We start from the raw sequence: 24047 nt of genomic DNA, 5'->3' as shown, positions 1-24047 counted from the left end.
CGCGGGCTAAGCGACCCTCACGTCGCCCGCATGACTGCGACCCGTCGCCAAAATGAGGAGTTGGAAGGGGCGAGACTAGAAGCCCCGTTGCAGCAGACCTGTACTTTTATGCATTGTGCGGCGCAAAAAATGGCACGGGCAGAGTCTGCCCGTCACACGAGTATCAGTGCTATCAAGCGTAGCCGCTCCCGGCTCGATCAGGCCCGCAATGTCAGCCGCTGCCGCGACAGCTTGCGATAGGACGACGGCGTCATCTTGTGCTTGCGCAGGAAGGCGCGGTTGAAGTTGGAGATGTTCATGTAGCCGACCTGGAAGCAGATGTCGGTGATCGGGATCTCGGTATCGGCGAGCAGCTTGCAGGCCTGCCAGAGTCTGAGCTTGGCGACATGCTCACTGAACGAGTTGCCGGTGTTCTTCTGGAAGAATCGGGAAAAAGTGCTTTCGCTCATCCCGGCCAACGCCGCCACCTCCGGCAGCTTCAGATCCTCGGCGAAATGCTGGAACAAATAGGTCAGCGAGCGCTGGATGATATCGAGCGATTCCGCGTCGAGCAGCGGCGAAAAATCCGGGGACGACAACAGCTTATATTCGTCGGTGGTGGCCAGGAGGTCCAGCAATTCGAGGAACAGGCGGAACCTCGCCAGTCCCTGCACCTCTCCCATTCTTTCCATCAGGTCGGCGCCGTCGAGCGCGGTCTGGCCATGGAAGACCATGCCGCGCAGCGAGCGTTCCAGGAATGGTTCCAGCTCGCGCAGTTCCGGCAGCAGCCCGGACGAGCCGCGCAGCCGCTCGGGATCGAATTGGAGAACGATATCGCGACCCTGGATCAGCTCGCCGGGCTGCACCGCGGTCACCCAGTCATGCGGCAGGCCGCCGCCGACGATGGTCAGGTAGCCCGGTCCGAACTCGCCGATATGGTCGCCGACCAGAACCACGCCGGACGATTTCCTAAGAAGATGGATTTCGTATTCGGGGTGAAAATTCCAGACATTGCGCTCCCACGGATAGTCGTCCAGCCGCCACAGGAAACTGTCGCTCGCCTCGGTCACGATATGCTCGAAGGCGGGCACCGTGCGTGGTATCGCGGCGGTGTTCTTTCTGCGCTTGAAGGGCATCCATTCCTCCCGGCACGGTGCGCCGGCTATCCGCGTCGGCGCTATCCGTAGCAGCCCAGCTCCGGCAAGTGAACGTGCCGTCGGCGCCGGATCCCAAGGCTGGCCCGGCGAATGTCCTACGCTTTCACCACCCGGTCGCAGACGATGCCGTTGCGCTGCATGGCGTTGCGCGTGTCGATGATCAGGCGCGAATGATTTGCCAGGAGCCCGTAGTCGACCCCGTCATGGTCTGTGACGATGACGACCGCGTCATAGGCAGCGATCGAGTCGCGGTTGAGGCGGATGCAGTCCTTGCCGGCCAGCGTCGGGTGCTTGCGCGTCTTCGGGATGCGCGCGACGTGAGGGTCATGATAGGCAATGTCGGCGGTGCGTGTCTCGAGCAGCTCGATCAGCTTGAGCGCCGGGCTTTCGCGCACGTCCGACACGTTCTTCTTGTAGGCGACGCCGACGATCAGGATGGCTGCCTGGCTCAGCGGCAGGCCAAGCTGTGTGTCGAGGGCTTCCGAGAGCTTCGCCATGACGTAGTGGGGCATGGAGACGTTGATCTCGCCGGCCAGCTCGATGAACTTCGTCGACACTTCGAACTCGCGCGACTTCCAGGTCAGGTAGAACGGATCGATCGGGATGCAATGTCCGCCGAGCCCTGGACCGGGATAGAACGGCATATAGCCAAAAGGCTTCGTCTTTGCCGCCTCGATGACTTCCCAGATGTCTATCCCCATCGCGGAATAGATGACCTTGAGCTCATTGACCAAGGCTATGTTGACGGCGCGGAAGATGTTTTCCGTCAGCTTCACCACTTCGGCCACCTTGATGCTCGAGACAGGCACGACCCTCTCCACGATCGCGCCGTAGAAGAGCGCCACCAGTTTCGCGGCGACCGGCCCGTCGCCGGCGACAACTTTCGGAATGGTGGCGGTTTCGAAGCCGATGCTGCCCGGGTCCTCGCGCTCGGGCGAATAGCCGAGGAAGAAATCCCTGCCGGATTTGTAGCCCGTCGCTTCCAGTATGGGCTTCATCACCTCGTCGGTGGTGCCGGGATAGGTGGTCGATTCCAGCACGACAAGCTGGTGCTTGCGCAGATGAGCCGCGATGGCGCGCGTCGTTCCTTCCACGAAGGAGAGGTCCGGCTCCCGCTGCTTTGTCAGCGGCGTCGGGACGCAAATGGATATCACATCGCATTCTTCGAGGGCCGCGAAGTCCGATGTCGCCTGGAAACGCCCGCTTGCGCTGATGTCCTGCAGCGCCTCGTCGGCAACGGCGCCGATATAGGACCGGCCCGCCCTCAGCCTCTCGACCTTGCTGTTGTCGATGTCGAAGCCGATCACCCGGAAGCCGGCCCGCGCCGCCACCGCGGCAAGCGGTAGGCCGACATAGCCAAGCCCGATGACGCCAATCGTGGCCGTTCGTGATTCAAGTTTCGAATGAAGTGTCGCGCCGCGAGCCTGCTCGACCAAAGTCATTGTTGCCCTCCACCAGGGCGGCTGACCGGAACCGGTGCCGCATTGCAATGCCGTGAATTCTGACGAACAGGACTTCTGGTAGCCGGCGTCATAACCCCACGTTGTCATGGGCCGCGATGCAACTCCTGTGCCACGAGTTTTCTTCTGCGGCTGAACCTTGCGCAGGGCCGGCAAACAAGGCGACCGCGGCTCGCGGCGGATCAAGATTCTGCGGATTGTCAAGCGCGCTGCTTGTGCCGATTTCGCACGCAGTCGTTCCACTTTAGGTCATCTTAAAAAAGGAACGCCAAAAAAAACAACGATTACAAAAAGGTAATTAACCACTGTTGTTTATCATACTATTAACTATCAGTTGCTTTGCCTGGGGAAATCCTCGTTTCATGGAACAAGGCGCACAATGAGGGGGTGCGGCTTTCTTCTTTTGCAAACGAGGATTGTCGCTCGATGAGCATGAACAGCAACGAAGTCAGATGCCTTATCGCCGGAGGCGCGGGGTGTCTGGGGACTAACCTTGCCCGTCGCCTTCTCGATCAGGGCGCGCAGGTCGATGTCGTCGACAATCTCTCCACCGGTCGCCAGGCGAATGTCGACCAGTTGTCGCGCCATCCAAATTTCGGCTTCATCAAGATGGATATCGCCGATCCGGCAATCTGCCGGCGGTTGCAGCGCCGTCGTTACAGCCATGTCTACAACCTGGCCTGTCCAACGGGCGTTCCCAACATCAAGCGGCTGGGCGAGCAGATGCTGATGGCCTCGTCCGTCGGAACGCTGAACCTGTTGAAGATCGCGCGCAGGTGCAAGGCGAAATATCTGTTCGCCAGCACCGCCGAGGCTTACGGCGATCCGGACGTCTTCCCGCAGCCTGAGACCTATGTCGGGCGGGTCGATCCGGTCGGGCCGCGCAGCCCCTACGAGGAAGGCAAGCGCTTCGGCGAGGCGCTGACCCGCTTCTGGGGCGGCAAATATGGTATCGAGGTGCGCATCGTGCGCATTTTCAACACCTATGGTCCGGCCATGTCGCCCAAGGATCAGCGTGTCATCCCACAGATGTTGACCCGCCTCATCGCCGGCCAGCCCGTGCCGATCTATGGTGACGGAACGCAGACGCGAACCTTTCTCCATGTGGACGATCTGGTGAGCGGACTTCTCACCGTCGTCGAAAAGGGAGTAAGCGGCGAGGTCTACAATGTCGGCGGCGACGAACAGATCACCGTGCGCGACCTCTTCACAACGGTGAAAAAAGCAACCGGCCTTGCGGGCGAAGCAGCCTTTCGCGAGCATTTCATCGAGGATCACCGCGGCCGCTGGCCGGACACGACCAGGCTTCGGGCCCTCGGCTGGCGGCCGAACATCTCGTTGGAAGCAGGCATCCGCCAGAGCTACCAGGACCTGCTTCGCGCGATGGGCATCAAGCCGGCCCGCTCGGCTCTCGGCCCCGCGCACAGGAGGGACGGCGGCGCGCCGGTCCCGGGCGATCGGTTGCAGCCCGCCGCGCCATGAGCCCGACGGCCGCCCTCAATATGACCTTGATGGTTCTCAGCGCGTCGCTGGGCATAAACATCGCATTCTGGTGCACGGTCGGGCTGCTGCGCTTCATCGCCGAACTCGGCAGCAGCAAGGCCGCCGCGATCCCTCGCGCCATCAGGGTCGCCGATGTCGCGGTCGTCATCCCCGCGCATAATGAAGAGATCGCGCTTCCCAAATGCATTGCCGCCCTCAAGGCGATCATCCCGGCCCGGCAGATCTATGTCGCCAGCGACGGATCGAAAGACGCCACGGTTTCCATCGCCCGGAGCCTGGGCTGCAGGGCTCTTGATATCCGGCCCAACGGTGGCAAGGCCAAGGCCATAGACCGGGCGATCAAGCACTATCGCCTTTGCGAGCGGTTCAAGGCGGTGCTGATCCAGGACGCAGACTCCGAAATCGACCCACACTATTTCGACCACGCCCTTCCGCTGTTCGACGATCCGGGTGTCAGCGTCGTCGCGGGCCATGTCCTGTCGCGCTGGCGCGATCAGCGCCTGCCGACGCTGGATATGCTCTTCGCCGCCTATCGCACACGTCTCTACAGGATCCTGCAGACGGCGTTCCAATATGGCCAGTCCTGGAAATGGACCAGCGTGAGCTATATCGCGCCCGGCTTTGCAAGCATGTATCGCACCCAGGCCCTGACCCAGATCGACATCACGGCCCCGGGCCTTGTGATCGAAGACTTCAACATGACCTTCGAGGTGCAGCACAAAGGGCTGGGCCGCGTCGCCTATACGCCGAGAGCGCGATGCTCGTCGGAAGATCCGTTCAACCTCTCCGACTACCGCAAGCAGGTGCAACGCTGGTATCTGGGTTTCTGGCAGACGGTGCACCGGCATGGCGTCTGGCCAAGCCGCTTCTGGCTTTCGCTCGGCGGCTTGCTGGCCGAATTGCTCGTCATATCGGTTTTCGCGCTCGCTCTGCCGCTGGCCGTCCTGGCGTATCTGGCGACAGGCCTTGAAGTGCCCGCATTCTCGATCGGCCAATTGGCGATACGGCCGGTCTCGCCCGTCATTCTCCTCGCTCTGTTCCTCGCCGTCGATTATGCGCTCACACTGGTCGTCGCGGTCATCGAGCGGCGGCCGAGCCTGATGCTCTACGGCATCGCCTTTCCCGCCATCCGGCTTCTCGACGCCGCTCTTTTCCTGCGCGCCCTCGTCAAATCCTTCTCCGCGAAATCCGATGGCCGCTGGGTGAGCCCGGCGCGGTACGCAATTCCCGCCGCCGACAGGAGGCACTCATGACCATAACCCGGCGTTCGATCCTTCTCGGCGGCATCGGCATCCCGCTCCTGGCCGTTGCCGGACGAGGTGTCGCCACGGCCGCGGCGCGCCTGCCCAATCCGCTGATCGTGACCGTCAGCGGCGTCGGCGCCAGCGCCGACACAGGCAAGCTCGAAGCTGTCGCAAACGCCTTCTCGTCCACCGGTCTGCCGATCGCCATGACCATCAAGATGGCGGGCGATCCCGGCGACATCCCAGGCTACAGCTCCGGCCTGGCCAAGTGGATCAGGCAGTCCGTGGAACTGGCTCCAAACGCCATCGAATTCGGAATCCATACCACGAAGATCGCGCCGGCCGATCCTTATCTGCAGGCCCGGCAGGCCGGCGAGATGCAGGCCGCCTTCTCGCTCATGATCAACGCGTTCGACCGTTACAAGTCCAAGGCCGTCATCACCGCGCTGACGCTGACCACCAATCAGCCGCTGCAATCGCCTCAGGACGCCGCCTCGATGAGGTCGGCCGGCATTCGCACCGTCATTCGTCTTGCGGGCGAGCCCGACGACAAGGTCGGCAAGCAGCCTTCGGATGGAGGCTATTGGATGACCAACACCGGCCTTGTGAACACCGTCGCCTCGGTGCGAACATCCGCCACATCGGGCAATGCGACGGCCGCGCTGACGGCCCCGGCCGCGCTTGCGCGGAATATCACGGCTCTTGCCGCCAACATCGACCCGGTCATCGTTGAAATTCCCTTTGACGCGCTCGCCGGCCTGTCCAATGCCGATGCGGCCGACTACGCGGCCGGCGTCGCCATGGCAGTGCTTGCGGCGGTTTCATCCGGCGCCGTGCGTGTCCTGACGCCGCAGAGGCTCTATACGCAGAGCCGCGCTGCCGGCAGGCGCTACATCGTGGTCAGGGTGGACGACCTGCGTCTCGACAGCGACACCGATCCGAGCCACATGGCTTTCGTCAAGGGCCTCATCGAAGCCGGCTATCCAGTCACCAACGCCATCATCCCGGCCCCCAAGGCGGGCCTGCTGTCGGCGGACGAAAACAGCAAGGCCTTTCTGCGATCGATGCTGGCGGACCAGCGATACGATATCGCGGGGCATGGCTGGCATCATACGCCTTCCGAACTGCTCGGAAACTCGCTCGCCAAGGACGTCGACCTCATCAGGGACTGCATGAGCGAAATCTACCGCTCCACCGGCAGGCTGCCGCTGACCTATATTCCTCCGAACGACGATTTCGACGACAACACGCTCGATGCCGTGGCCGGCACAGGGACGCCGATGTTCGCCGCCGAGAAGGGCGACATGCGCTGGTTCAACGGTCTCGACAGGCGTGGAATCTTGCATGTGTCCAATACCGTCAAGTTCGAAGCCGCCTGGACCGGCGACCTTCCCTACTTCTCGCAAGAACAGGTCTTCGATTATCTTGGAGAGGACAATGATGCGGTCTTCTGCATCCACCCGGACACCGCCAAAACGCCCGAAAAGAAGCAGGTGATACTCGACTCCATCACCCGGATGGCAGGCCTGCCGGGCACGACGCTGGTCAATTTCGCGCAATACTACAAAGCCGTCTGCCCAGCCATGCCGAAGGTGGATCGCATCCGGCAAGCCCGTGCCGAGGTATCGGTGAAGGACTGGAGAAAACCCGATCCGTATTGGCTGGAGGAGGAAGCGCTGAGGGCCGATGCCGAACTGGCCTGGACCTATTTCGACTGGGGCGCAAGGCATTACAACGGCATGGCGCCGGCCACGTCCTGGATCGAATCCGGCAAGCAGGCCGGATATCCGTTTGTCACCATGTGGGATATCGGATCGCACATCCTGGCGGCGGTTTCCGCCCAACGCCTGCGCATCATCGACCAGACCGAATTCGAGACGATGATCAATCGGATCCTGGCATTCCTGGGCCAGGGCGATTTCAGCTTCGCCGGGGTGAAGATTCCAAATACCGAGCGGCGGCTGAGTTCAAGGGGCGGCGAGCGCGATGGTTTCGACAGCGCCGATACCGGGCGCCTGCTCGTCGCGCTGAAGATCCTGGACAGCTACACCGCGGGTGCCTTCCCGGTGTTCAAGCTGGTGCGGCATTGGTCGTTCGGACCCGTCCTCAAGGATGGCGAGATGCATGTGGTGAGCGACACCGGCAAGATTTCGTCGGGACAGTACAACAGCTATGCCGGCTATGCCGGCCGCGGATACAGCCTCTGGGGCGAGGCGATATCGCCGGTCTTCGGCACTGCGGATCCGAGCAACGACATGGACGCCGCCCTCGCGGCCATGGTGGAAATCCAGCGGCGCGGCCGCATAGCGACCGAGCCTCATGTCACCGAGGAAATCGAGCTGGGCGCATCACCGCATGGGCGGCTGATCGCGGACATCCTCTACGCCGCCCAGATGAAGCGCTTCCAGGACACCGGCATCCTGACCTGCGTTTCAGAGACCGCCATGGCCGGGCCGCCCTATTTCACCTACCAGGGCTACCAGTTGACCCACGATGGCGGCACTTTCCCGGTCGACACGTTGAAGACCTCGGCGCCCGAGAAGGCGGCGAAGCTTTCCGACTCGCTGCGGCTGGTCAACTCCAAGGGCGCCTATCTGTGGCTCGCGGCGCGGCCGGGCGACTACGCGCAAAAGCTCGTGGCCCATGTCAGGGAGCGCGCCAGGATGAAGGGAATAGGTTTTTCCGCAGGCATATCCGAGCGGACCGGCAAGCGGATCGAGGTCACCGATATCAACACCAACGGCGTCATCCTCGAATCTGTCGCCTATATACTCGGTGGCCGCAAACCACTGATTTCGCGCGCAGAGGCCTGAACTCCGCCGGTCCTTGCGGCGGTGGAATCGCGCTGCCCGGCGTTTCTGTCACCTGGCACGGAAGCGGCAGCCGTCGCGCCGGATTGCGTCGGCTGGATCAATCGCTACCCGGGTCCCTCCCTTGCCAACATGTCGCATTTCGTTCACAAGGCGACGCAAATGGCGCCATTTCGCGCCGTTGTTGTGCGGCTTCCGGCCCTTTGGCCGACGCGCCGTGTTCTGAAAGAGCAGAACAATGTCTGCGATCGAAGCCGGCGCTCGCGCGCCGGAAAACCTTTGGCGTCAGGAAATCAGGGCGACGATCACGCTTGCCTGGCCGATGGTGCTGACCAATCTCGGCCAGACCGCCATGACCGCGACCGACGTCATGATGATGGGCCGTCTGGGGTCCGATACGCTCGCCGCCGGCGCGCTCGGCGCCAACCTCTACTTCATGCCGCTGATCTTCGGCCTCGGCCTGATGCTGGCGACCTCGCCGATGATGGCGACCGAGCTCGGCCGCCGCCGCCATTCGGTGCGCGACCTGCGCCGCACCGTGCGCCAGGGCCTGTGGCTGGCGATCCTGATCTCGATCCCGATCTGGATTTTCCTCTCGCATGGCAAAGAGGTGCTTCTGGCCATGGGCCAGAAGCCGGAGCTCGCGCATCAGGCCGGCATCTACCTGCACTGGCTGCAATGGGCGGTGCTGCCCTTTTATGGCTATATCGTGCTGCGTTCCTTCATCTCGGCGCTGGAGCGGCCGGGCTGGGCGCTGATCATCGTTTTCGTCGCGGTCGCCTGCAACGCCTTCTTCAACTGGGTGTTCATGTTCGGCAATCTCGGCGTCAAGTCGATGGGCATCGCCGGCTCCGGCCTTGCCACCACTTTGTCCAGCACGCTGATGTTCGTCGGCCTGGCGGCGGTGGTGATGCTGGAGAAGAAGTTCCGCCGCTACCGTCTGTTCGGCCGCTTCTGGCGCTCCGACTGGCCGCGTTTCCGCGGACTGCTGAGACTCGGCATGCCGATCGCCGGCATCCTCGCCTTCGAGGTCACGATCTTCAATGCGGCGGCCTTGCTCATGGGCCTGATCGATGCGGATTCGCTGGCCGCCCACGCGATCGCCATCCAGATCGCCTCGATCTCCTTCATGGTGCCGCTCGGGCTCAACCAGGCGGTCACCGTGCGGGTCGGCCTGGCGCACGGCGCCGGCAACCCGGATGGCGTTTCGCGCGCCGGCTGGACTGCCTTCGTCATCGGCGTCTCATTCATGGCGCTGATGGGCCTGGTGATGATTCTGTGGCCGCATGCGCTGATCAGCGCCTTCATCGATCTCGCCGATCCGGCCAATGCCAGGGTGATCACGCTTGCCGTGTCGTTCCTTATGTTCGCCGCGCTGTTCCAGATTTTCGACGGCGCCCAGGCGGTCGCGGCCGGCATGCTGCGCGGCTTGCATGACACCAAGGTGCCGATGATCTATGCCGCGATCGGCTATTGGGGCGTCGGCCTGCCGCTCGGCGTGCTGCTCGCCTTCCATTTCGGCCTGAACGGCGTCGGCATCTGGATCGGCCTGGCCTCGGGGCTGGCCGTGGTGGCGGGGCTGCTCCTGGCGCGCTGGCTCAGGCGCGACCGCATCGCGCCGGCGTTGGCCCCCGGGCATTGACAGGAAAGGCTGCCGGCACGATCGGCAGCCTTTGCGCCGGCTCAGCGCGCTCCGACGCGTTGCTCCAGCCGCCGCGCGTATTGCGTCAGCGGGAAGCACATGACGAAGAAGATCAGCGCCACCAGCCCGTAGACCTTGAACGGCTCGAAGGTCGCGTTGTTGATGGCGTTGGAGGTCCTGACCAGTTCCTCGAAGCCGATGATCGAGGTCAGCGCCGTCGATTTGATGAGCTGCACCAGGAACCCGACCGTCGGCGCGCGGGTGATCGCGAAGGCCTGCGGCAGGATGATCAGCCTGAGCTCCTGCAGATAATGCAGCCCGAGGCTCGCGCCGGCGTCCCACTGACCGCGCGGCAGCGCGTCCACGCCGCCGCGCCAGATCTCGGCCAGATAGGCGCTGGCGAAGAAGGTCAGCCCGAGCGCCGCCGCCGTCCACGGTTCGATGCGCAGCCCCAGCATCGGCAGGCCGAAGAACATCAGGAAGAGCTGCATCAAAAGCGGCGTGCCCTGGAACAGCGCGATATAGCCCGCGGCTATCCGCTTGCCCCATTTGTTCTTGGCGATGCGGAAGAACAGCACGATCAGCCCGACCAGCGCGCCGCCGATGAAGGCGGCGAGCGACAACAGCACCGTCCAGCGCGCGGCGAGCAGCAGGTTGCGCAGGATGTCCCAGAAGGTGAACTCGATCATGAAACACCTGCTCCAAGCGCCTGGCGCCCGCCGGCAACGAGCAGCCGGCGCAGCCCAATCGACAGGCCGAGATAGACCAACGTCACCACGAAATAGGTCTCGAAGGCGCGGAAGGTGCGGGCCTGCAGCATGTCGGCCTCATAGGTCAGCTCGCGCACCGCGATCTGCGAGACCACGGCCGATTCCAGCATCATGATGACGATCTGGCTGGTCAGCGCCGGGTAGATCACCTTCAGCGCCTGCGGCAGCACGATCTTGATGAACACCTGGCGAGGCCTGAGGCCGAGCGCCAGTGCGGCTTCAGCCTGGCCGCGCGGCACGGCGTCGAGCCCGGCGCCGACGATCTCGATCGTATAGGCCGCCATGTTGAGCGTCATCGCCAGCATCGCGGCCAGGATCGGGTCGAGCCTGATGCCGAGGCTGGGCAGGCCGAAGAAGATGAAGAACAGCTGCACCAGGAACGGCGTGTTGCGCATCACCTCGACATACCAGCCTATGGCCCGACGCAGCAGCATGGGGCCGTTCCGCCGGCCCGCGGCGCCGAGAATGCTGAGCAGCGTTCCCGCCACCGTGGTCACGACGATCAACAGGATCGTCGTGGCCGCGCCGTGAGCGATATCGCCCACAGCGCCTGGAAGCCAGCCGAAGGCCACGGCAACTCAATCCTTGAGGTTGTCGGGATTGAGCGGCGTCTTCAGCCAGGCCTTTGAACTCTCGTCGAGCTTGCCGTCGGCGAGCATCTTGGCGACCGCGTCGTTGACCGCCTTCTTCAGCCGGTCCTCGTTCTTGTTGAGGCCGATATGCGAAGGCGAAGTGAGCAACTGGAATTTCTGCTCCGGCTGCAGCGCGTCCTGCTTGGCCAGAACCTGGGCGCCGACATCGTTGCCGACCACCATCAGCTGGGTTTGGCCGGAGATGAAGGCCTGGATAACCGCATTGTAGTTGTCGAAGCGGCGGATGTCGGTGGAAGCCGGTGCTGCTTCCGTCAGCGAGGTGTCCTCCAGCGTGCCGCGATTGACGGCGATCGACTTGTCGGCAAGGTCTTCCTTGTCTTTGACCGCCATTGCCTTCGGGCCGATGACGGCGATGTAGTAGGGCGCGTAGGCGGCGGCGAAGTCGATGACCTGCTCGCGTTCCTTGGAGTAGCCGACGCTCATCAGGATATCGACGCGCTTGTCGGTGAGATACGGGATGCGATTCTGGCCGGTGACGCTGACCAGGTTGAGCTTCACCTTCAAGGCATCGGCGATCGCCTGCGCGACGTCGACATCATAGCCCTTGATGCTCATGTCGGCGCTGGCCGACGAGAAGGGTGGGAAGTCGGAGAAGATGCCGACATTGATGGCGCCGGCCTTGGTGATGTCGTCGACGGCATCGGCCTTCGCCTGAGTGGCGAGGCCGGCGCCGAGGATGACGGCCGCGGTGATGACGGATTTCAGTGCGTTGCGAAGAGTCATTGTTGTTCCCCTGCTGGAAGCTTGTTGTTGCATCCGGCCGCCGGCTCCAGCGCGGCGGCCGTGTTGGTATGGCATTAGCCCTTCTTGATTGCCGGGCTGAACACCATCAGGCTGAGAATCTCGAACAGGACCTGGGCGCCGACATGGGCGGTGTTGGTGGTCGCGTCATATTGCGGCGCCACCTCGACGACGTCGCCGCCGACGATGTTGAGGCCCTTCAGGCCGCGCAGCAATTCGAGCACCTCGCGCGTCGTCAGCCCGCCGACTTCCGGCGTGCCGGTGCCGGGCGCGAAGGCCGGATCGATGCTGTCGACGTCGAAGGAGATGTAGGCCGGGCCGTCGCCGACGATTTTGCGCGCCTTCTCGATGATTGCCGGGATGCCGAGCCCGGTCACCTCTTCGGCATGCACGACGGTCATGCCGGACTCGTAGGTGAACTCCCACAGATACTCGGCCGAGCCGCGAATGCCGATCTGGATCGTGCGCGAGGGATCGAGCACGCCGTCCAGCACCGCGTTGCGGAATGGTCCGCCGTGGTGGAACTTGGTCATGTCGAACAGCCCGCTGGTGTCGCAATGGGCATCGATATGGATCATGCCGACCGGCGCTTTTTTGCCGACCGCCTTCAGGATCGGGTGGCTGATCGAGTGGTCGCCGCCGACCGAGAGCGGCAGCACGCCGGCGTCGACGATCTGGTTGGTGCGCTTTTCGATGTCTTCATGGCTGATTTCCAGCCGGTAGCGGCTGCGGAACGGCGTGTCGCCGATGTCGGCGACGCGAAGCTCATGCGTCGGCGCGCATTCCAGCACATGGTTGTAGGGTCCGATGCGCTCGATGGCGCGCAGCGCGCGCGGCCCGAAGCGCGAGCCGGGACGGTTGGTGACGCCGAGGTCCATCGGCACGCCGATCATCGCCACCTGCAGGTCGCCGAAATCCGGATTGTCGGCCGATATTTCGCGATAGGGCGCGGCGAGGAAGGTCGGGATGCCGGAATAGGGCGCCAGTCTTGTGCCCGACTTGTTGAAGATCTTGTCGGCGACCTTGCGGAATTTCGGGTCGAACATCTCGCCGCCATGGCTCTCGCCATATTTGCGGCGCAACGCTTCGAGCTTGCCGCGATCGTAACCCATGTCCGGTCTCCTCTCTTGCCTGCCTGCAGCGCTGCCCACATGGACGATTTGCCAAGCCAGCCTGTTGTCCGGCTGGATCGTTGCCCGCCGGCTGTGCTGCGGATTTCACGTCTCTTGAAGCTGTTCCGGGCAAAAGTGTCGGGCAGCCGCTTTGAAAAATCAATTGATATTGTTAGGGTCTTGGCTGTGAGAAAATCTCACGAAGTAGGAGCCGACCCATGGCCAAGCGCCTGCCGCCCCTGAACCCGCTGCGCGCCTTCGAAGCCGCGGCGCGGCACGCCTCGCTGACCAAGGCCGCGGGTGAGCTGAATGTCACGCACGGCGCCGTCAGCCACCAGATCAAGGCGCTCGAGCAATCGCTTGGCGTGAAACTCTTCGAGCGCACCGGTCAGCGCGTGAAGCTGACGCCGCATGGCGCCGAATTCCTGCCGGCGGTCTCCTCCGCCTTCGACGGCATCGCCGCCGCCACCCAGCGCATGACCAGGCCGGCAAGCGCCGGCGCGCTGTCGGTATCCTGCGTGCCGGCGCTGCTCTTGCTCTGGATGACGCCGCGGCTCGGTTCCTTCACGGCGCAATATCCGGACATCCAGTTGACGCTGATCCCATCCAACGACGCCCGTGATATTCGCGCCCCGCAGATCGACGTCTGCGTGCATTATGGCGACGGCAGCTGGAGCGATTGCTGGATACGCAAATGGTCGGGGCTGGAACTTTTTCCCGTGGTCAGCCCGACGCTGATCAACAACCGGCCGATCCGCGGCGTCCGCGACCTTGCCGATCACGTCTTCCTGCACGGCGACGACGGCCGCGAATGGCACACCTGGCTGGCCGCCGCCGATGCGCTCGATCTGGAGCGCGGCCGCCGCCATCATCTCGGCGATGCGCGCATGGCGACGGAGGCCGCCGTGCACGGCCATGGCGTGGCGCTCGGCGATTCCGTCACCGCGCGCGCCTTGCTGGCCAGGGGCATGCTCGTCGCGCCTTTTACCTTGTCGGTGCCGGCAGTCGATGATTTCTACGTCGTCTGCCGCAACGAAATGCGCTCGGCGCCGATCGTCCAGCTCTTCATCGACTGGCTGTTCGCCGAGAAGGAGCAGGACGAGGGCCGGGCCGACGCGCCGGTGGCCGGCCGCGTGCCCAGCCGCAGGAAACGCCCCGCCCTGAAGGTGATCGGGGCTAGAGCAATTCCAGGAAAAGTGTGAAGCGGTTAGGCTCGGCGACTTCGCCATAACCTCCGTCTGGAAATGCGCTGGCGCGGCGTCTTGATGGTTGGACTTGCATAGCTGCTTTTTGTCGGGCCAGCTTGCAAAGCAGCAAGCGCGTTCGAAAATACAGTGCTAAGAGGCATTCCCGCGGCCAGAGCATGATCCCGAAAAGTGGGAACCGGTTTTCGGAAAAGATCATGCTCAACAAAAAAGTTAGATCAGGATGGCGATTCAACGAAACGTCATCCTGATCTAGCAAGCAACGAAAGCGCATTGAGACATGGCAAAGACCGATATAGCGCGGCGCGTCTACAACCACACCTGGAAGCTCGACCCGATCGTCCGCAGCCTGCTGGACACCGACTTCTACAAGCTCCTGATGCTGCAGATGATCTGGGGCATGTATCCCAAGGTCGACGCCACCTTCTCCCTGATCAACCGCACCACCTCGGTGCGCCTGGCCGACGAGATCGACGAAGGCGAATTGCGTGACCAGCTCGACCATGCCCGCATCTTGCGTTTTTCCAAGAAGGAGATGATCTGGCTGGGCGGCAACAATTTCTATGGCCGCAAGCAGATCTTCGAGCCGGAATTCCTGGCTTGGCTGGAGAATTTCCGCCTGCCCGACTACGAGCTTTCCAGGCGTGACGGTCAGTACGAGCTCTCCTTCCCCGGTCCCTGGATGTACACCACGCTCTGGGAAATCCCGGCCTTGGCCATCATCAACGAGCTGCGCTCCCGCGCGGCGATGCGCTCCTACGGCCCGTTCGCGCTCGATGTGCTTTACGCCCGCGCCAAGGCCAAGATGTGGGCCAAGACCGAGCGGCTGAAAGCGCTGCCCGGCATCCGCATTTCCGACTTCGGCACAAGACGCCGCCACTCCTTCCTGTGGCAGCGCTGGTGTGTCGAGGCGCTGAAGGAAGGCATCGGCGATGCCTTCACCGGTACCTCCAACGTGCTTCTGGCCATGGACAACGACCTCGAAGCTTTGGGCACCAACGCGCATGAGCTGCCGATGGTCTTCGCCGCGCTGGCCAATTCCGAGGAGGAATTGCGCGAGGCGCCCTACAAGGTGCTGCAGGACTGGCAGCGCTATTATGGCGGCAATCTCCTGATCGTGCTGCCCGACGCCTTCGGCACGGATTCCTTCCTGCGCGACGCGCCGGACTGGGTCGCCGACTGGACCGGCTTCCGCCCCGACAGCGCCCCGCCGATCGAGGGCGGCGAAAAAATCATCGACTGGTGGCGCAAGAAGGGCAAGGACCCCAAGCAGAAGCTGCTCATCTTCTCCGACGGTCTGGAGGTCGAGACCATCGAGGAGACCTACAGGCATTTCCGCGGCAAGGTGCGCATGTCCTTCGGCTGGGGCACCAACCTCACCAATGATTTCGAAGGCTGCGCCCCGACCGAAACCGACAGCCTCGACGCCATCTCACTGGTCTGCAAGGTCACCGAAGCCAATGGCCGGCCGGCGGTGAAGCTCTCGGACAACCCCGCCAAGGCGACGGGGGATGAAAAGGAGATCAAAAGGTATCTGAGGATTTTCGGCGAGAAGGGGCGGGTGGAGCAGTTGGTGAAGGTGTAGAGGCTTAAGGCCCGGACGAATGGAATTCCTGGATAAGCCGAGTTCCTTCGCGCCCCCCTCTGTCCTGCCGGACATCTCCCCCACAAGTGGGGAGATTAGACGTCACCTTCGCTTTCGCCAATCACCGACGAAGCAAGAAGAGCGCCGAGCGCCCGAGCTGCTGATCTCCCCCCTTGTGGGGGAGATGTCCGGCAGGACAGAGGGGGGCGCCGTAGAGCGCCATCGCTGCAGACTGGCCATTAAGGCGCTCGCCCTTGCCCTCCTCCCCACCCCAGCCTTCGCCCATGCCTCCGACCGCGGCCATGTCCTGCTGCTGCCCACCGGCTACTACCTCGCCGGCGGAGCGCTTGCCGTGGCCGTCAGCTTCCTCGTCCTGGCCCTGCTGCCGCCAGCCGCCCTCGACAATTTCTGGCGCAAGCGTCTCTCGCTCCTCACCTTCAGCCACCGCCCGCGCGCCATCGTCAGCCTGATTTCCTTTGCCGGCTTCGCACTTCTCATCGCCGCCGGCCTTTTCGGCAGCCGCGACCCGCTTTCCAACCCGCTGCCGCTGGTGGTCTGGACGCTGCTTTGGGCCGGTTTCACGCTGCTGCAGGGCGTGCTCGGCAATCTCTGGGCGTGGCTCAACCCGTGGTACGGGCCTTGGCGCGTCGCCTCTCGTGTCTTCGGCATTCATGCGGGCGATGCAAAGCGGTCACGCCTGCCGTCATGGCTCGGCTACTGGCCAGCCTTCGTGCTGTTCTTCGCCTTCGCTTGGTTCGAGCTGATCGATCCCGCGCCCGACGATCCCGCGCGGCTGGCATACGCCGCCGGCATTTATTGGCTGGTCAGCTTCGTCGCCATGCTCATCGTCGGCTACGACGGCTGGAGCAAACGGGGCGAATTCCTGACCGTCTTCTTCTCCATGGTCGCCCGCTTTGCACCTTTCGAGTATCACGAATGCCGGCTGAGACTCTGCTGGCCCGGCGCCAAGCTGCTCGCCGCTGAGCCGCTGCCACTGAGCGGCACCGCCTTTCTCCTCCTGGCCCTGTCCTCGGTATCCTTTGACGGCCTGTCGAAAACCTTCTTCTGGCTCGCTCAGTTCGGCATCAACCCGTTGGAATTTCCCGGCCGCACCGCGTTGATCAGCATCGGCAGCTTTGGCCTCGTCCTGACCTTCATCCTGCTTGCGGCGGCGTTCGCGCTAGCCGTCTTTCTCGGCCAACGCCTCGCCGGCGATGTGCAGTCGTTCGGAAAAGCCGCCGGCCTGCTGGTCTGGTCGATCGTGCCGATCGCGCTTGCCTACCACATCGCGCATTACCTCACCGTGCTGCTGGTTGACGGCCAGTACGCCCTGGTCGCTCTCTCCGATCCCTTCGCGCTCGGCTGGAACCTGTTCGGCACCGCCGACAGGATGGTCGAGGCAGGCGTCGTCGCCGGCGCTCAGTCGGCCTGGTGGCTGTGGAATCTTCAGGCAGGCGTCATCATCGCCGGCCATGTGCTGGCCGTGCTCGTCGCGCATGGCCTTGCCTGGCGTCTCCGCCCGCAGCCATCGCGAGCCGCGCTCAGCCAGCTCCCGCTCACACTGTTGATGATCGCCTACACGATCTTCGGCCTGTGGTTGCTTGCCACGCCGACCGCCGGATGACACAAGGGCGCGCTCCAATGCCGTTGGGTAAAGCTCGCTTGCCAGGTCAGGGCTTTGGTGATTTAGTTTGTACACATGCAATTTCCCATCCTTCGCAAGAGGATGGTCTAGCCGCCTTATCGCTGGTCAAAACTGAAAAAACAGGGGAACCGACATGGCCGACAAGAACGGATTTTTCGACCTCTCGAAAACCACACTATCCCGCCGCACCGCGCTGAAGGGCATCGCCGCCGGCGCCGGCCTGGCGCTGGCGCCAGGCGTCGTCCGCTACAGCCAGGCGCAGAGCTCGGCGCCGATCAGAATAGGCTTCCAGTCGCACCGCACCGGTATCGGCGCCGCCTATGGCCGCTGGTACGAGAAGACCAGCGCCGCCGCCGTCAAGGCGATCAACGATGCCGGCGGCATAGGCGGCCGCAAGGTCGAGCTGGTCATCGAGGATGACGGCACCGACCCGGCGCGCGGCGCCGAAGTGGTGGCCAAGTTCGCCAAGCAGCACAAGACCGACATCGTCTTCGGCACTTTGTTCTCGCATGTCGTGATCGGCTCGGCGCCCGCCGCCGGGGAAAACAAGATCCCCTATTTCGTGGTCAGCGAAGGTCATCACGTCGCCTCGACCAAGCTTAACCGCTACGTCTTCCAGCCCGGCATCACCGACGTGAAAAGCCAAATCCAGTCGATGGCGCCGTGGATCGCCGCCAATGCCGGCAAGAAGGTGACGCAGATCTTCCCCGACTTCGCCTTCGGCTACGACCATCGCGACTACCTGCCGCCGGCGCTGAAGGCGCAGGGCGCCGACGTGATCGCGCAGATCGCCATCCCGCCGACGGAGAGCTCCTTCACCAAATACTTCCCGCAGATCCCGGCCGAGACCGAGGTGATCTATCATGTCATGGTCGGCCCGGCCGTGCTCACCTTCGTCAAGGAGCTTGGCGAGTTCTACGGTTCGCAGCGACCGCAGCTCTTCGGCTTCATCGATTCGCTCGAGGCCGTCGACATCAACAGCCCTGGCCTCGAATTCCTCGACGGCAGCCATTTCTGGGAGGGCTCGCCGCGTTACGCGCAGGCCGATGACTCGGCCGCGCAGAAGGCCTATCGCGCCGCCGTCGGCATCGACGACAATGGCGCCGCCGTCGGCGACCCCAAGGACGTCTCCACCGCCGCCCACATGTTCGGCTGCTGGGAAACGCTCTATGTCGTCAAGAAGGCGATGGAAGACGCCGGCTACAAGGGACCGGAGGACCGCGCCAAGCTGGTCGAGGCGACCGAGGCGCTGAAGGAATTCGCCGAGGGGCCGGAGCATCCCCAGGGTCCAAAGACCTTCAACGGCAAGATCCACCAGTGCTTCGGCATCCAGAACATCTCCAAGGTCGAAGGCGGCAAGCTCAAGGTCGTGCACAAGACCAAGATCGAGGAGGGCCTCTACGAGCCGGAAGGGGATTACACGACGCAGGCGCTGTGAGCTTAGCTGCTCCTGCACACGTGAGCGCCAAGGCACCCCCCTCTGGCCTGCCGGCCATCTCCCCCGCAAGGGGGGAGATCAGCAGTTCGTGCGGCAGCGCCTATTTTCTTCCTTTGGCGATTGGCGAAGCCTTAGGTGAAGGCCAATCTCCCCCCTTGAGGGGGAGATGCCCGGCAGGGCAGAGGGGGGTGCCTCACGCATCCGTTGGTGCTTAGCATATGCACTTCGGACCCCATCTCCTCCTCGCCGCCCTCGAAGGCCTCGTCACCTCCGCCGTATTGGCGCTGACGGCGCTCGGCCTTTCGCTGGTGTTCGGCGTCATGCGCGTCGTCAACGTCGCCCATGGCGAGTTCTTCATGCTGGGCGCGGTGCTGGCGTGGGCGGTCTCGACGGCGATCTCGGGCCACCCGGCGATCGGTTTCGTGGCCGCGCTGGTGATCGCGCCCGTGCTGGTCGGGCTGGTTGCGCTCGTCGCCGAACGCCTGGTGCTGCGCCGGCTCAACTACAATCCCGAAGGCACCATCGTCGCCACCATCGGCATGCTCTACATCATCCAGCAGCTGGCGTTGACCTTCTATGGCCCCGAGGCGCGACCGGTCGAGCCGCCCTTCAGCTACCGCATCCTTTTGCCGTGGTTCGGCTATTCCGGCTACAAGCTGTCCGTGGTTGCCGCTTCCGCCATCCTGCTGGTGATCACCTGGCTGGTGCTGACGCGAACGAAGATCGGCCTGATCATGCGCGCCACCCAATATGACCGCGAGACGGCGCAGGCCTTCGGCATCCCGGTCGAGCGCGTCTATGCCGGCGTCTTCGCCGTCGGCGCCATGCTGGCGGCGATCGCCGCGGTACTGATCGTGCCGATCAGCCAGGCGCATTACCTGATGGGGCAGGACCCGCTGCTGCTTTCCTTCATCGTCGTCATCATCGGCGGGCTCGGCTCGCTGCGCGGCACCGTGGTCGCCGCCGTCCTGATCGGCCTCTCCGACGGCATCATCTCGATGTTCTTCTCGCCGACGCTCGCCAAGATCATCGCCACGCTGGTGGTCGCCATGGTGCTGGTGTTCCGGCCGCAGGGCCTGTTCGGGACCACGCCGCGATGAGGGATGCTTCGCCGGCAAAGGCCTACGCCCTGCATATCGGCGTCATCGCGCTTCTCTTCGCGCTGAACTTCGTCCTGCCGGACTATCACCAGGGCCTGTTCGCCCGCATCATGGCGCTGGCCGTCTTCGCCATGGGCTACAATCTGCTCTTCGGCTATGTCGGCCTGCTCAGCCTCGGTCACGCCATGTTCTTCTCGGCCGGCCTCTACGGCGCGGGCTTGACTGTCTATCATCTCGGCTGGGGTGTGCCCGAGGCCTTCGTTGCCGGGGTCGCCTGCGGCGCGCTGCTCGCTCTGGTCATCGGCCTGCTGGCGCTGCGCACCTCGGGTGTGGCGTTCATGATCGTCACCATGATGTTCGCCCAGGTTTTCTACCTGCTCATCCTCTATTTCGCCGCCTGGACCGGCGGCGACCAGGGCCTGGTCATCCAGCAGGCATCGCGGGTGTTTTCGATCGGCGGCACCTCCCTCGACCTGACCGATCCGACCGTTCGTTATATGAGCGCGCTGGCGCTGTTCGCGGTCGTGCTGCTCATCACCCTTGCCGTCGTCCGCTCCCGCTTCGGCCGCGTGCTGGTCGCCATCCGCGAGAACGAGGAGCGGACAAAGATGCTTGGCTACGACACGGTCGCCAACAAGCTCGCGGCCGTCGTGGCCTCAGGCGCCATCTGCGCGGCGTCGGGCGCCGCCTATGCGCTGCTGTTCGGTTATGTCGGATCGAGCTTCGCCGGCGTCCAATATTCGATCCTGCCGCTGCTCTGGGTGCTGCTGGGGGGTGCCGCGACCACGCTCGGGCCGCTCATCGGCACGCTGTTCATGTATTACGTCACCGACATCACCAGCGGCTTCACCTCCGCCTATCTCCTGATCGTCGGCGTGGCGCTCATCCTCCTCGTCCTGTTTGCTCCGAAGGGCATTATGGGCAGCATCCGCCAGCGCTTGCTGGGGTGGCTGCCATGATGCCGCTGCTCACCACCAAGGGCCTGTCGCGCAACTTCGGCGGTCTTCGCGCCGTCGACGGCGTCGACTTCGCGCTGATGCCGGGCGAGATCCGCGCCATCATCGGACCCAACGGCGCCGGCAAGACCACCTTCGTCAGCCTGCTCTCGGGCCGCATCCAGCCGTCGTCGGGCATGATCGTCTTCGACGGTAGCGACATCACCAGCCTGCCGGCCTATGCCAGGGTCCGCCTCGGCGTCGCCTACACCTTTCAGATCACCAGCGTCTTTGCCAACCTCACCGCCTTCGACAATGTCGCGTTGCCGGTGCAGCGCACGCTGACGGATGGCCGCTCCAGGGGCGCGGTCAGGGCCGGCGTGATGTCGGCGCTGGAGCGCACCGGCCTGGCCAACCGCGCCGGCACGCTGGCGGGACAGCTCTCCTACGGCCACCAGCGCCTGCTCGAAGTGGCGATGGGACTGTCGCTGAAACCGCGCCTGCTGATCCTCGACGAGCCGACGCAAGGCCTGGCCGACGCCGAGATCGACAATTTCATCACGCTGGTGCGCGAGATCGCCAAGGACGCCACCGTGCTTCTGATCGAGCACAACATGCCGGTGGTCATGCAGCTTGCCGACCGCATCACCGTCTTCAATTCGGGAAAGATCCTCGCCGAAGGCACGCCGGAGCAGATCCGCGCCAACGCCGAGGTGCAGGATGCCTATCTCGGAGCGACCCATGGCTGACACGGGATTGCTCACCATTTCCGGTCTCGACTGCTTCTATGGCGAGGTGCAGGTGCTCTACGGCCTCGACCTCGTGCTCAACAAGGGCGAGGTGCTGTGCCTGTTCGGCCGCAACGGCGCCGGCAAGACGACGACGCTGAAGGCGATCATGGGCCTGGCCCCGGCGGCTGGCGGCTCGATCAAACTGGACGGCAAGGAATTGACCGGGCTCGCCGCGCATGACGTGCCGAAGGCCGGCGTCGCCTATGTGCCGCAGGGCAGGCGATTGTTCGCCGAGATGACGGTGGCGGAAAACATCGAGATCGGCCTGATGGCGCGCGGCAAGGACAAGCAAACCCGCGAGAGCGTGCTCGATCTCTTCCCGTTGCTCAGGGAGCGGCTGAGGCAACGCTCCGGCACGCTCTCCGGCGGCGAGCAGCAGATGCTGGCCATGGCGCGCGCGCTCTGCCTCGAGCCGCAGGTGCTGTTGCTCGACGAACCGACCGAAGGGCTGATGCCGTCGATGATCGCCAAAATCCGCGAGACGGTGGCGAAGCTGCGCGAGCTCGGCGTCTCCACCATCCTGGTCGAGCAGCGCGTCGACGCCGTGCTTTCGGTGGCGGATCGTGTTGCATTCATCGAGAACGGCCGCAACCGCGAGACGGTCGATGTTGAGACGTTGCGTGACGACCCGTCGGCGGTGCGGCGCTATGTCGGCGTGGGATAAGCGCTGAATGCGCGTTCGTACCAAGACCATCGGCCGCTGCGCTGCCCCTCATAGCCCTGCCGCTCACGGGGAGAAGATGGCGGCAGCCAGATGAGGGCAGCGCCGGCGGTGGAAATTGAGTAGCTCAGCTCATCGAAAAAACAAAAACCCGGCGATCAAGAACGTCGGGATCAGCACCGCACCCGACCACGCCATATAGCCGAAGAAGCCGGGCATCTTCACGCCGCGATGCCGGGCGATGGCATAGACCATGAAGTTCGGCGCGTTGCCGATATAAGTGTTGGCGCCCATGAACACCGCGCCGGCCGAGATCGCCGCAAGCGTCGAGGCAGCCTCCGTCATCAGATGCCGGGCGTCGCCGCCGGCGAGCTCGAAGAACACCAGATAGGTCGGCGCGTTGTCGAGGAAGGACGACAGCCCCCCGGTCAGCCAGAAATAGGCAAGGTTGTTAGGCTGGCCATCCGCCGACGTGACCAGCGCGACCAGCGGCGCCAGGGCACCGTCATGGCCGGCTCTCAGGATCGCGATGACCGGCACGATGCAGATGAAAATGCCGGCAAACAATTTCGCCACTTCGGCAATCGGCCCCCAGGTGAAGCCGTTGGCTTCCCTGTGGCTCTTGTACGAGACGCGAAGTGACAACCACGCCAGCGCTAGGATGATGGCGTCGCGCGCGAGGTTCTGCAGTTCGAGGCTAATGCCCAGGACGGTAAAGCTGACGCCGGGCCTCCACGCGGCCGAAAGCAGGATGGCGCCGATAACCCCGGCCAGCAGCGGCAGGTTGGCCAGGCCGCGCAGACGCACCTTCGTGTCCGGAGTGGGATCCTTGATCTTCGGCATGCCGCCCTCGCGGCGATGCAGGATGATGTCGATCGCCAGGAACACGGCGAGCACGACACCGCCGACGAACAACGTCTCCCGCCACAGATTTGCGGTCGTCCAGAAGAAGTCGACGCCGCGCAGGAAGCCGACGAACAAAGGCGGATCGCCGAGCGGCGTCAGCGAGCCGCCGATGTTGGAAACCAGGAAGATGAAGAAGATCACCACATGAGCGTTGAACGGCCGGTTGTCATTGGCGCGCAGCATCGGCCGGATCAGGATCATCGAAGCGCCGGTCGTGCCGATGACCGAGGCGAGCATCGCGCCGATCAGCAGCAGCCCGGCGTTGACCAGCGGGGTGCCGTGGATGTTGCCGGCAAGCAGGATGCCGCCCGAAATCGTGTAGAGAGCGAACAACAGGATGATGAAGGACAGATATTCGGTAAGCAGCGTGTGCAGCACCGCGTCGCCTGCCGAAGCAAGGCCGAAGGCCACCGCCAGCGGCACGACCGCCAGCACGGCCCAGGCAGCGGCGATCTTGCCGTAGTGATGTTCCCACACATGCGGGAAGAGCAGCGGCCCGGTCGCGATCGACAAGAGCAGGCCGGCAAAGGGCAGGCCCCACCACAGCGACATCGCGGCGCCGGGCAGTTCGTGGATTTCGGCGGCCAGCGCCTGTGCTGGAAACAGCATCGCGATGGCGAGCGCGGTGAAATATGGAAAAAGCTCCCTCATCCGTCGCCTTCGGCGACACCCTCTCCCACAAGGGGAGAAGGGGGAACCCGCAATCCGGC

19 protein-coding genes are annotated in these 24047 nt (G+C 63.8%); 12 read left to right on the top strand and 7 right to left on the bottom strand.

Translation table 11 applies throughout. The features are described from left to right. Positions 1-197: 197 nt before the first annotated feature. Both FJW07_RS28495 and FJW07_RS28490 read right to left on the bottom strand, forming a co-directional pair. Complete coding sequence (locus tag FJW07_RS28495; RefSeq protein WP_140859559.1) at positions 198-1115, bottom strand: AraC family transcriptional regulator; 918 nt, start codon at positions 1113-1115, stop codon at positions 198-200. 116 nt (positions 1116-1231) lie between these two features. Continuing rightward, positions 1232-2578, bottom strand: coding sequence for a nucleotide sugar dehydrogenase (locus FJW07_RS28490; protein ID WP_140859558.1), 1347 nt, complete (start codon positions 2576-2578; stop codon positions 1232-1234). Between the two features lie 444 nt (positions 2579-3022). Between FJW07_RS28490 and FJW07_RS28485 the strand changes: the two genes are divergently transcribed. The 4 genes from FJW07_RS28485 to FJW07_RS28470 all read left to right on the top strand — a co-directional run bounded on the left by FJW07_RS28485 (position 3023) and on the right by FJW07_RS28470 (position 9795). After that, positions 3023-4078, top strand: a complete 1056-nt coding sequence (locus FJW07_RS28485; RefSeq protein ID WP_140859557.1) for an NAD-dependent epimerase/dehydratase family protein — start codon at positions 3023-3025, stop codon at positions 4076-4078. After that, positions 4075-5352 (top strand): glycosyltransferase family 2 protein, encoded by a 1278-nt coding sequence (locus FJW07_RS28480; protein ID WP_140859556.1) that lies wholly within the window; start codon positions 4075-4077, stop codon positions 5350-5352. Before FJW07_RS28485 ends, FJW07_RS28480 begins: the two co-directional genes overlap by 4 nt. Continuing rightward, complete coding sequence (locus FJW07_RS28475; protein ID WP_140859555.1) at positions 5349-8156, top strand: DUF3131 domain-containing protein; 2808 nt, start codon at positions 5349-5351, stop codon at positions 8154-8156. The genes FJW07_RS28480 and FJW07_RS28475 overlap by 4 nt, the downstream gene beginning before the upstream one ends. Before the next feature lie 235 nt (positions 8157-8391). Further along, entirely contained in the window at positions 8392-9795 is a 1404-nt protein-coding gene (locus tag FJW07_RS28470; protein WP_140859554.1) for an MATE family efflux transporter, read from the top strand. A 41-nt stretch (positions 9796-9836) separates the two neighbouring features. Here the strand turns inward: FJW07_RS28470 and FJW07_RS28465 are convergent, their stop codons facing one another. The 4 genes from FJW07_RS28465 to speB all read right to left on the bottom strand — a co-directional run bounded on the left by FJW07_RS28465 (position 9837) and on the right by speB (position 13071). Continuing rightward, positions 9837-10484: an amino acid ABC transporter permease gene (locus FJW07_RS28465; protein ID WP_140859553.1), complete on the bottom strand. Its 648-nt coding sequence runs from the start codon at positions 10482-10484 to the stop codon at positions 9837-9839. Continuing rightward, positions 10481-11137 carry an amino acid ABC transporter permease gene (locus FJW07_RS28460; RefSeq protein ID WP_140859552.1) on the bottom strand — a complete coding sequence of 219 codons (657 nt, stop codon included), beginning with the start codon at positions 11135-11137 and terminating at the stop codon, positions 10481-10483. The genes FJW07_RS28465 and FJW07_RS28460 overlap by 4 nt, the downstream gene beginning before the upstream one ends. 6 nt (positions 11138-11143) lie before the next feature. After that, positions 11144-11941, bottom strand: a complete 798-nt coding sequence (locus FJW07_RS28455; RefSeq protein WP_140859551.1) for a transporter substrate-binding domain-containing protein — start codon at positions 11939-11941, stop codon at positions 11144-11146. 74 nt (positions 11942-12015) lie between these two features. Beyond that, on the bottom strand, positions 12016-13071 hold the full coding sequence (speB, locus tag FJW07_RS28450; protein ID WP_140859550.1) for an agmatinase: 1056 nt from the start codon (positions 13069-13071) through the stop codon (positions 12016-12018). A 218-nt stretch (positions 13072-13289) separates the two neighbouring features. Here speB and gcvA point away from each other — a divergent pair, with 218 nt between their 5' ends. The 8 genes from gcvA (at position 13290) to FJW07_RS28400 (ending at position 22434) form a co-directional block, all read left to right on the top strand. Then, entirely contained in the window at positions 13290-14273 is a 984-nt protein-coding gene (gcvA, locus tag FJW07_RS28445; protein WP_140646783.1) for a transcriptional regulator GcvA, read from the top strand. A gap of 283 nt (positions 14274-14556) precedes the next feature. Then, positions 14557-15861, top strand: coding sequence for a nicotinate phosphoribosyltransferase (gene pncB, locus FJW07_RS28440; RefSeq protein ID WP_140859549.1), 1305 nt, complete (start codon positions 14557-14559; stop codon positions 15859-15861). 184 nt (positions 15862-16045) lie between these two features. Next, on the top strand, positions 16046-17485 hold the full coding sequence (locus FJW07_RS28430) for a hypothetical protein (RefSeq protein ID WP_140859548.1): 1440 nt from the start codon (positions 16046-16048) through the stop codon (positions 17483-17485). A gap of 154 nt (positions 17486-17639) precedes the next feature. Further along, positions 17640-18944, top strand: coding sequence for an ABC transporter substrate-binding protein (locus FJW07_RS28425; protein WP_140859547.1), 1305 nt, complete (start codon positions 17640-17642; stop codon positions 18942-18944). A 218-nt stretch (positions 18945-19162) separates the two neighbouring features. Next, positions 19163-20044 (top strand): branched-chain amino acid ABC transporter permease, encoded by an 882-nt coding sequence (locus tag FJW07_RS28415; RefSeq protein ID WP_140646780.1) that lies wholly within the window; start codon positions 19163-19165, stop codon positions 20042-20044. Then, complete coding sequence (locus FJW07_RS28410; protein WP_140859546.1) at positions 20041-21003, top strand: branched-chain amino acid ABC transporter permease; 963 nt, start codon at positions 20041-20043, stop codon at positions 21001-21003. Before FJW07_RS28415 ends, FJW07_RS28410 begins: the two co-directional genes overlap by 4 nt. Beyond that, positions 21000-21728 carry an ABC transporter ATP-binding protein gene (locus tag FJW07_RS28405; protein ID WP_140859545.1) on the top strand — a complete coding sequence of 243 codons (729 nt, stop codon included), beginning with the start codon at positions 21000-21002 and terminating at the stop codon, positions 21726-21728. Before FJW07_RS28410 ends, FJW07_RS28405 begins: the two co-directional genes overlap by 4 nt. Beyond that, entirely contained in the window at positions 21721-22434 is a 714-nt protein-coding gene (locus tag FJW07_RS28400; protein ID WP_181182743.1) for an ABC transporter ATP-binding protein, read from the top strand. The genes FJW07_RS28405 and FJW07_RS28400 overlap by 8 nt, the downstream gene beginning before the upstream one ends. A gap of 129 nt (positions 22435-22563) precedes the next feature. Here FJW07_RS28400 and FJW07_RS28395 read toward each other — a convergent pair whose 3' ends face one another. After that, positions 22564-23988: a sodium:proton antiporter gene (locus FJW07_RS28395; RefSeq protein WP_140859543.1), complete on the bottom strand. Its 1425-nt coding sequence runs from the start codon at positions 23986-23988 to the stop codon at positions 22564-22566. Positions 23989-24047 lie beyond the last annotated feature (59 nt).

The sequence above is a fragment of the Mesorhizobium sp. B3-1-9 genome, assembly GCF_006439595.1.
In the GTDB taxonomy this organism is placed as follows: domain Bacteria; phylum Pseudomonadota; class Alphaproteobacteria; order Rhizobiales; family Rhizobiaceae; genus Mesorhizobium.
Note: the sequence above shows the minus strand (reverse complement) of the source record. Positions and strands in the feature narration are given on the sequence as shown.

Coding starts and splice junctions, on each gene's coding strand:
- FJW07_RS28495 (WP_140859559.1), bottom strand. CDS start 1,115: ATGCCCTTCAAGCGCAGAAAGAACACCGCCGCGATACCACGCACGGTG.
- FJW07_RS28490 (WP_140859558.1), bottom strand. CDS start 2,578: ATGACTTTGGTCGAGCAGGCTCGCGGCGCGACACTTCATTCGAAACTT.
- FJW07_RS28485 (WP_140859557.1), top strand. CDS start 3,023: ATGAGCATGAACAGCAACGAAGTCAGATGCCTTATCGCCGGAGGCGCG.
- FJW07_RS28480 (WP_140859556.1), top strand. CDS start 4,075: ATGAGCCCGACGGCCGCCCTCAATATGACCTTGATGGTTCTCAGCGCG.
- FJW07_RS28475 (WP_140859555.1), top strand. CDS start 5,349: ATGACCATAACCCGGCGTTCGATCCTTCTCGGCGGCATCGGCATCCCG.
- FJW07_RS28470 (WP_140859554.1), top strand. CDS start 8,392: ATGTCTGCGATCGAAGCCGGCGCTCGCGCGCCGGAAAACCTTTGGCGT.
- FJW07_RS28465 (WP_140859553.1), bottom strand. CDS start 10,484: ATGATCGAGTTCACCTTCTGGGACATCCTGCGCAACCTGCTGCTCGCC.
- FJW07_RS28455 (WP_140859551.1), bottom strand. CDS start 11,941: ATGACTCTTCGCAACGCACTGAAATCCGTCATCACCGCGGCCGTCATC.
- speB (WP_140859550.1), bottom strand. CDS start 13,071: ATGGGTTACGATCGCGGCAAGCTCGAAGCGTTGCGCCGCAAATATGGC.
- gcvA (WP_140646783.1), top strand. CDS start 13,290: ATGGCCAAGCGCCTGCCGCCCCTGAACCCGCTGCGCGCCTTCGAAGCC.
- pncB (WP_140859549.1), top strand. CDS start 14,557: ATGGCAAAGACCGATATAGCGCGGCGCGTCTACAACCACACCTGGAAG.
- FJW07_RS28430 (WP_140859548.1), top strand. CDS start 16,046: ATGTCCGGCAGGACAGAGGGGGGCGCCGTAGAGCGCCATCGCTGCAGA.
- FJW07_RS28425 (WP_140859547.1), top strand. CDS start 17,640: ATGGCCGACAAGAACGGATTTTTCGACCTCTCGAAAACCACACTATCC.
- FJW07_RS28415 (WP_140646780.1), top strand. CDS start 19,163: ATGCACTTCGGACCCCATCTCCTCCTCGCCGCCCTCGAAGGCCTCGTC.
- FJW07_RS28410 (WP_140859546.1), top strand. CDS start 20,041: ATGAGGGATGCTTCGCCGGCAAAGGCCTACGCCCTGCATATCGGCGTC.
- FJW07_RS28405 (WP_140859545.1), top strand. CDS start 21,000: ATGATGCCGCTGCTCACCACCAAGGGCCTGTCGCGCAACTTCGGCGGT.
- FJW07_RS28400 (WP_181182743.1), top strand. CDS start 21,721: ATGGCTGACACGGGATTGCTCACCATTTCCGGTCTCGACTGCTTCTAT.
- FJW07_RS28395 (WP_140859543.1), bottom strand. CDS start 23,988: ATGAGGGAGCTTTTTCCATATTTCACCGCGCTCGCCATCGCGATGCTG.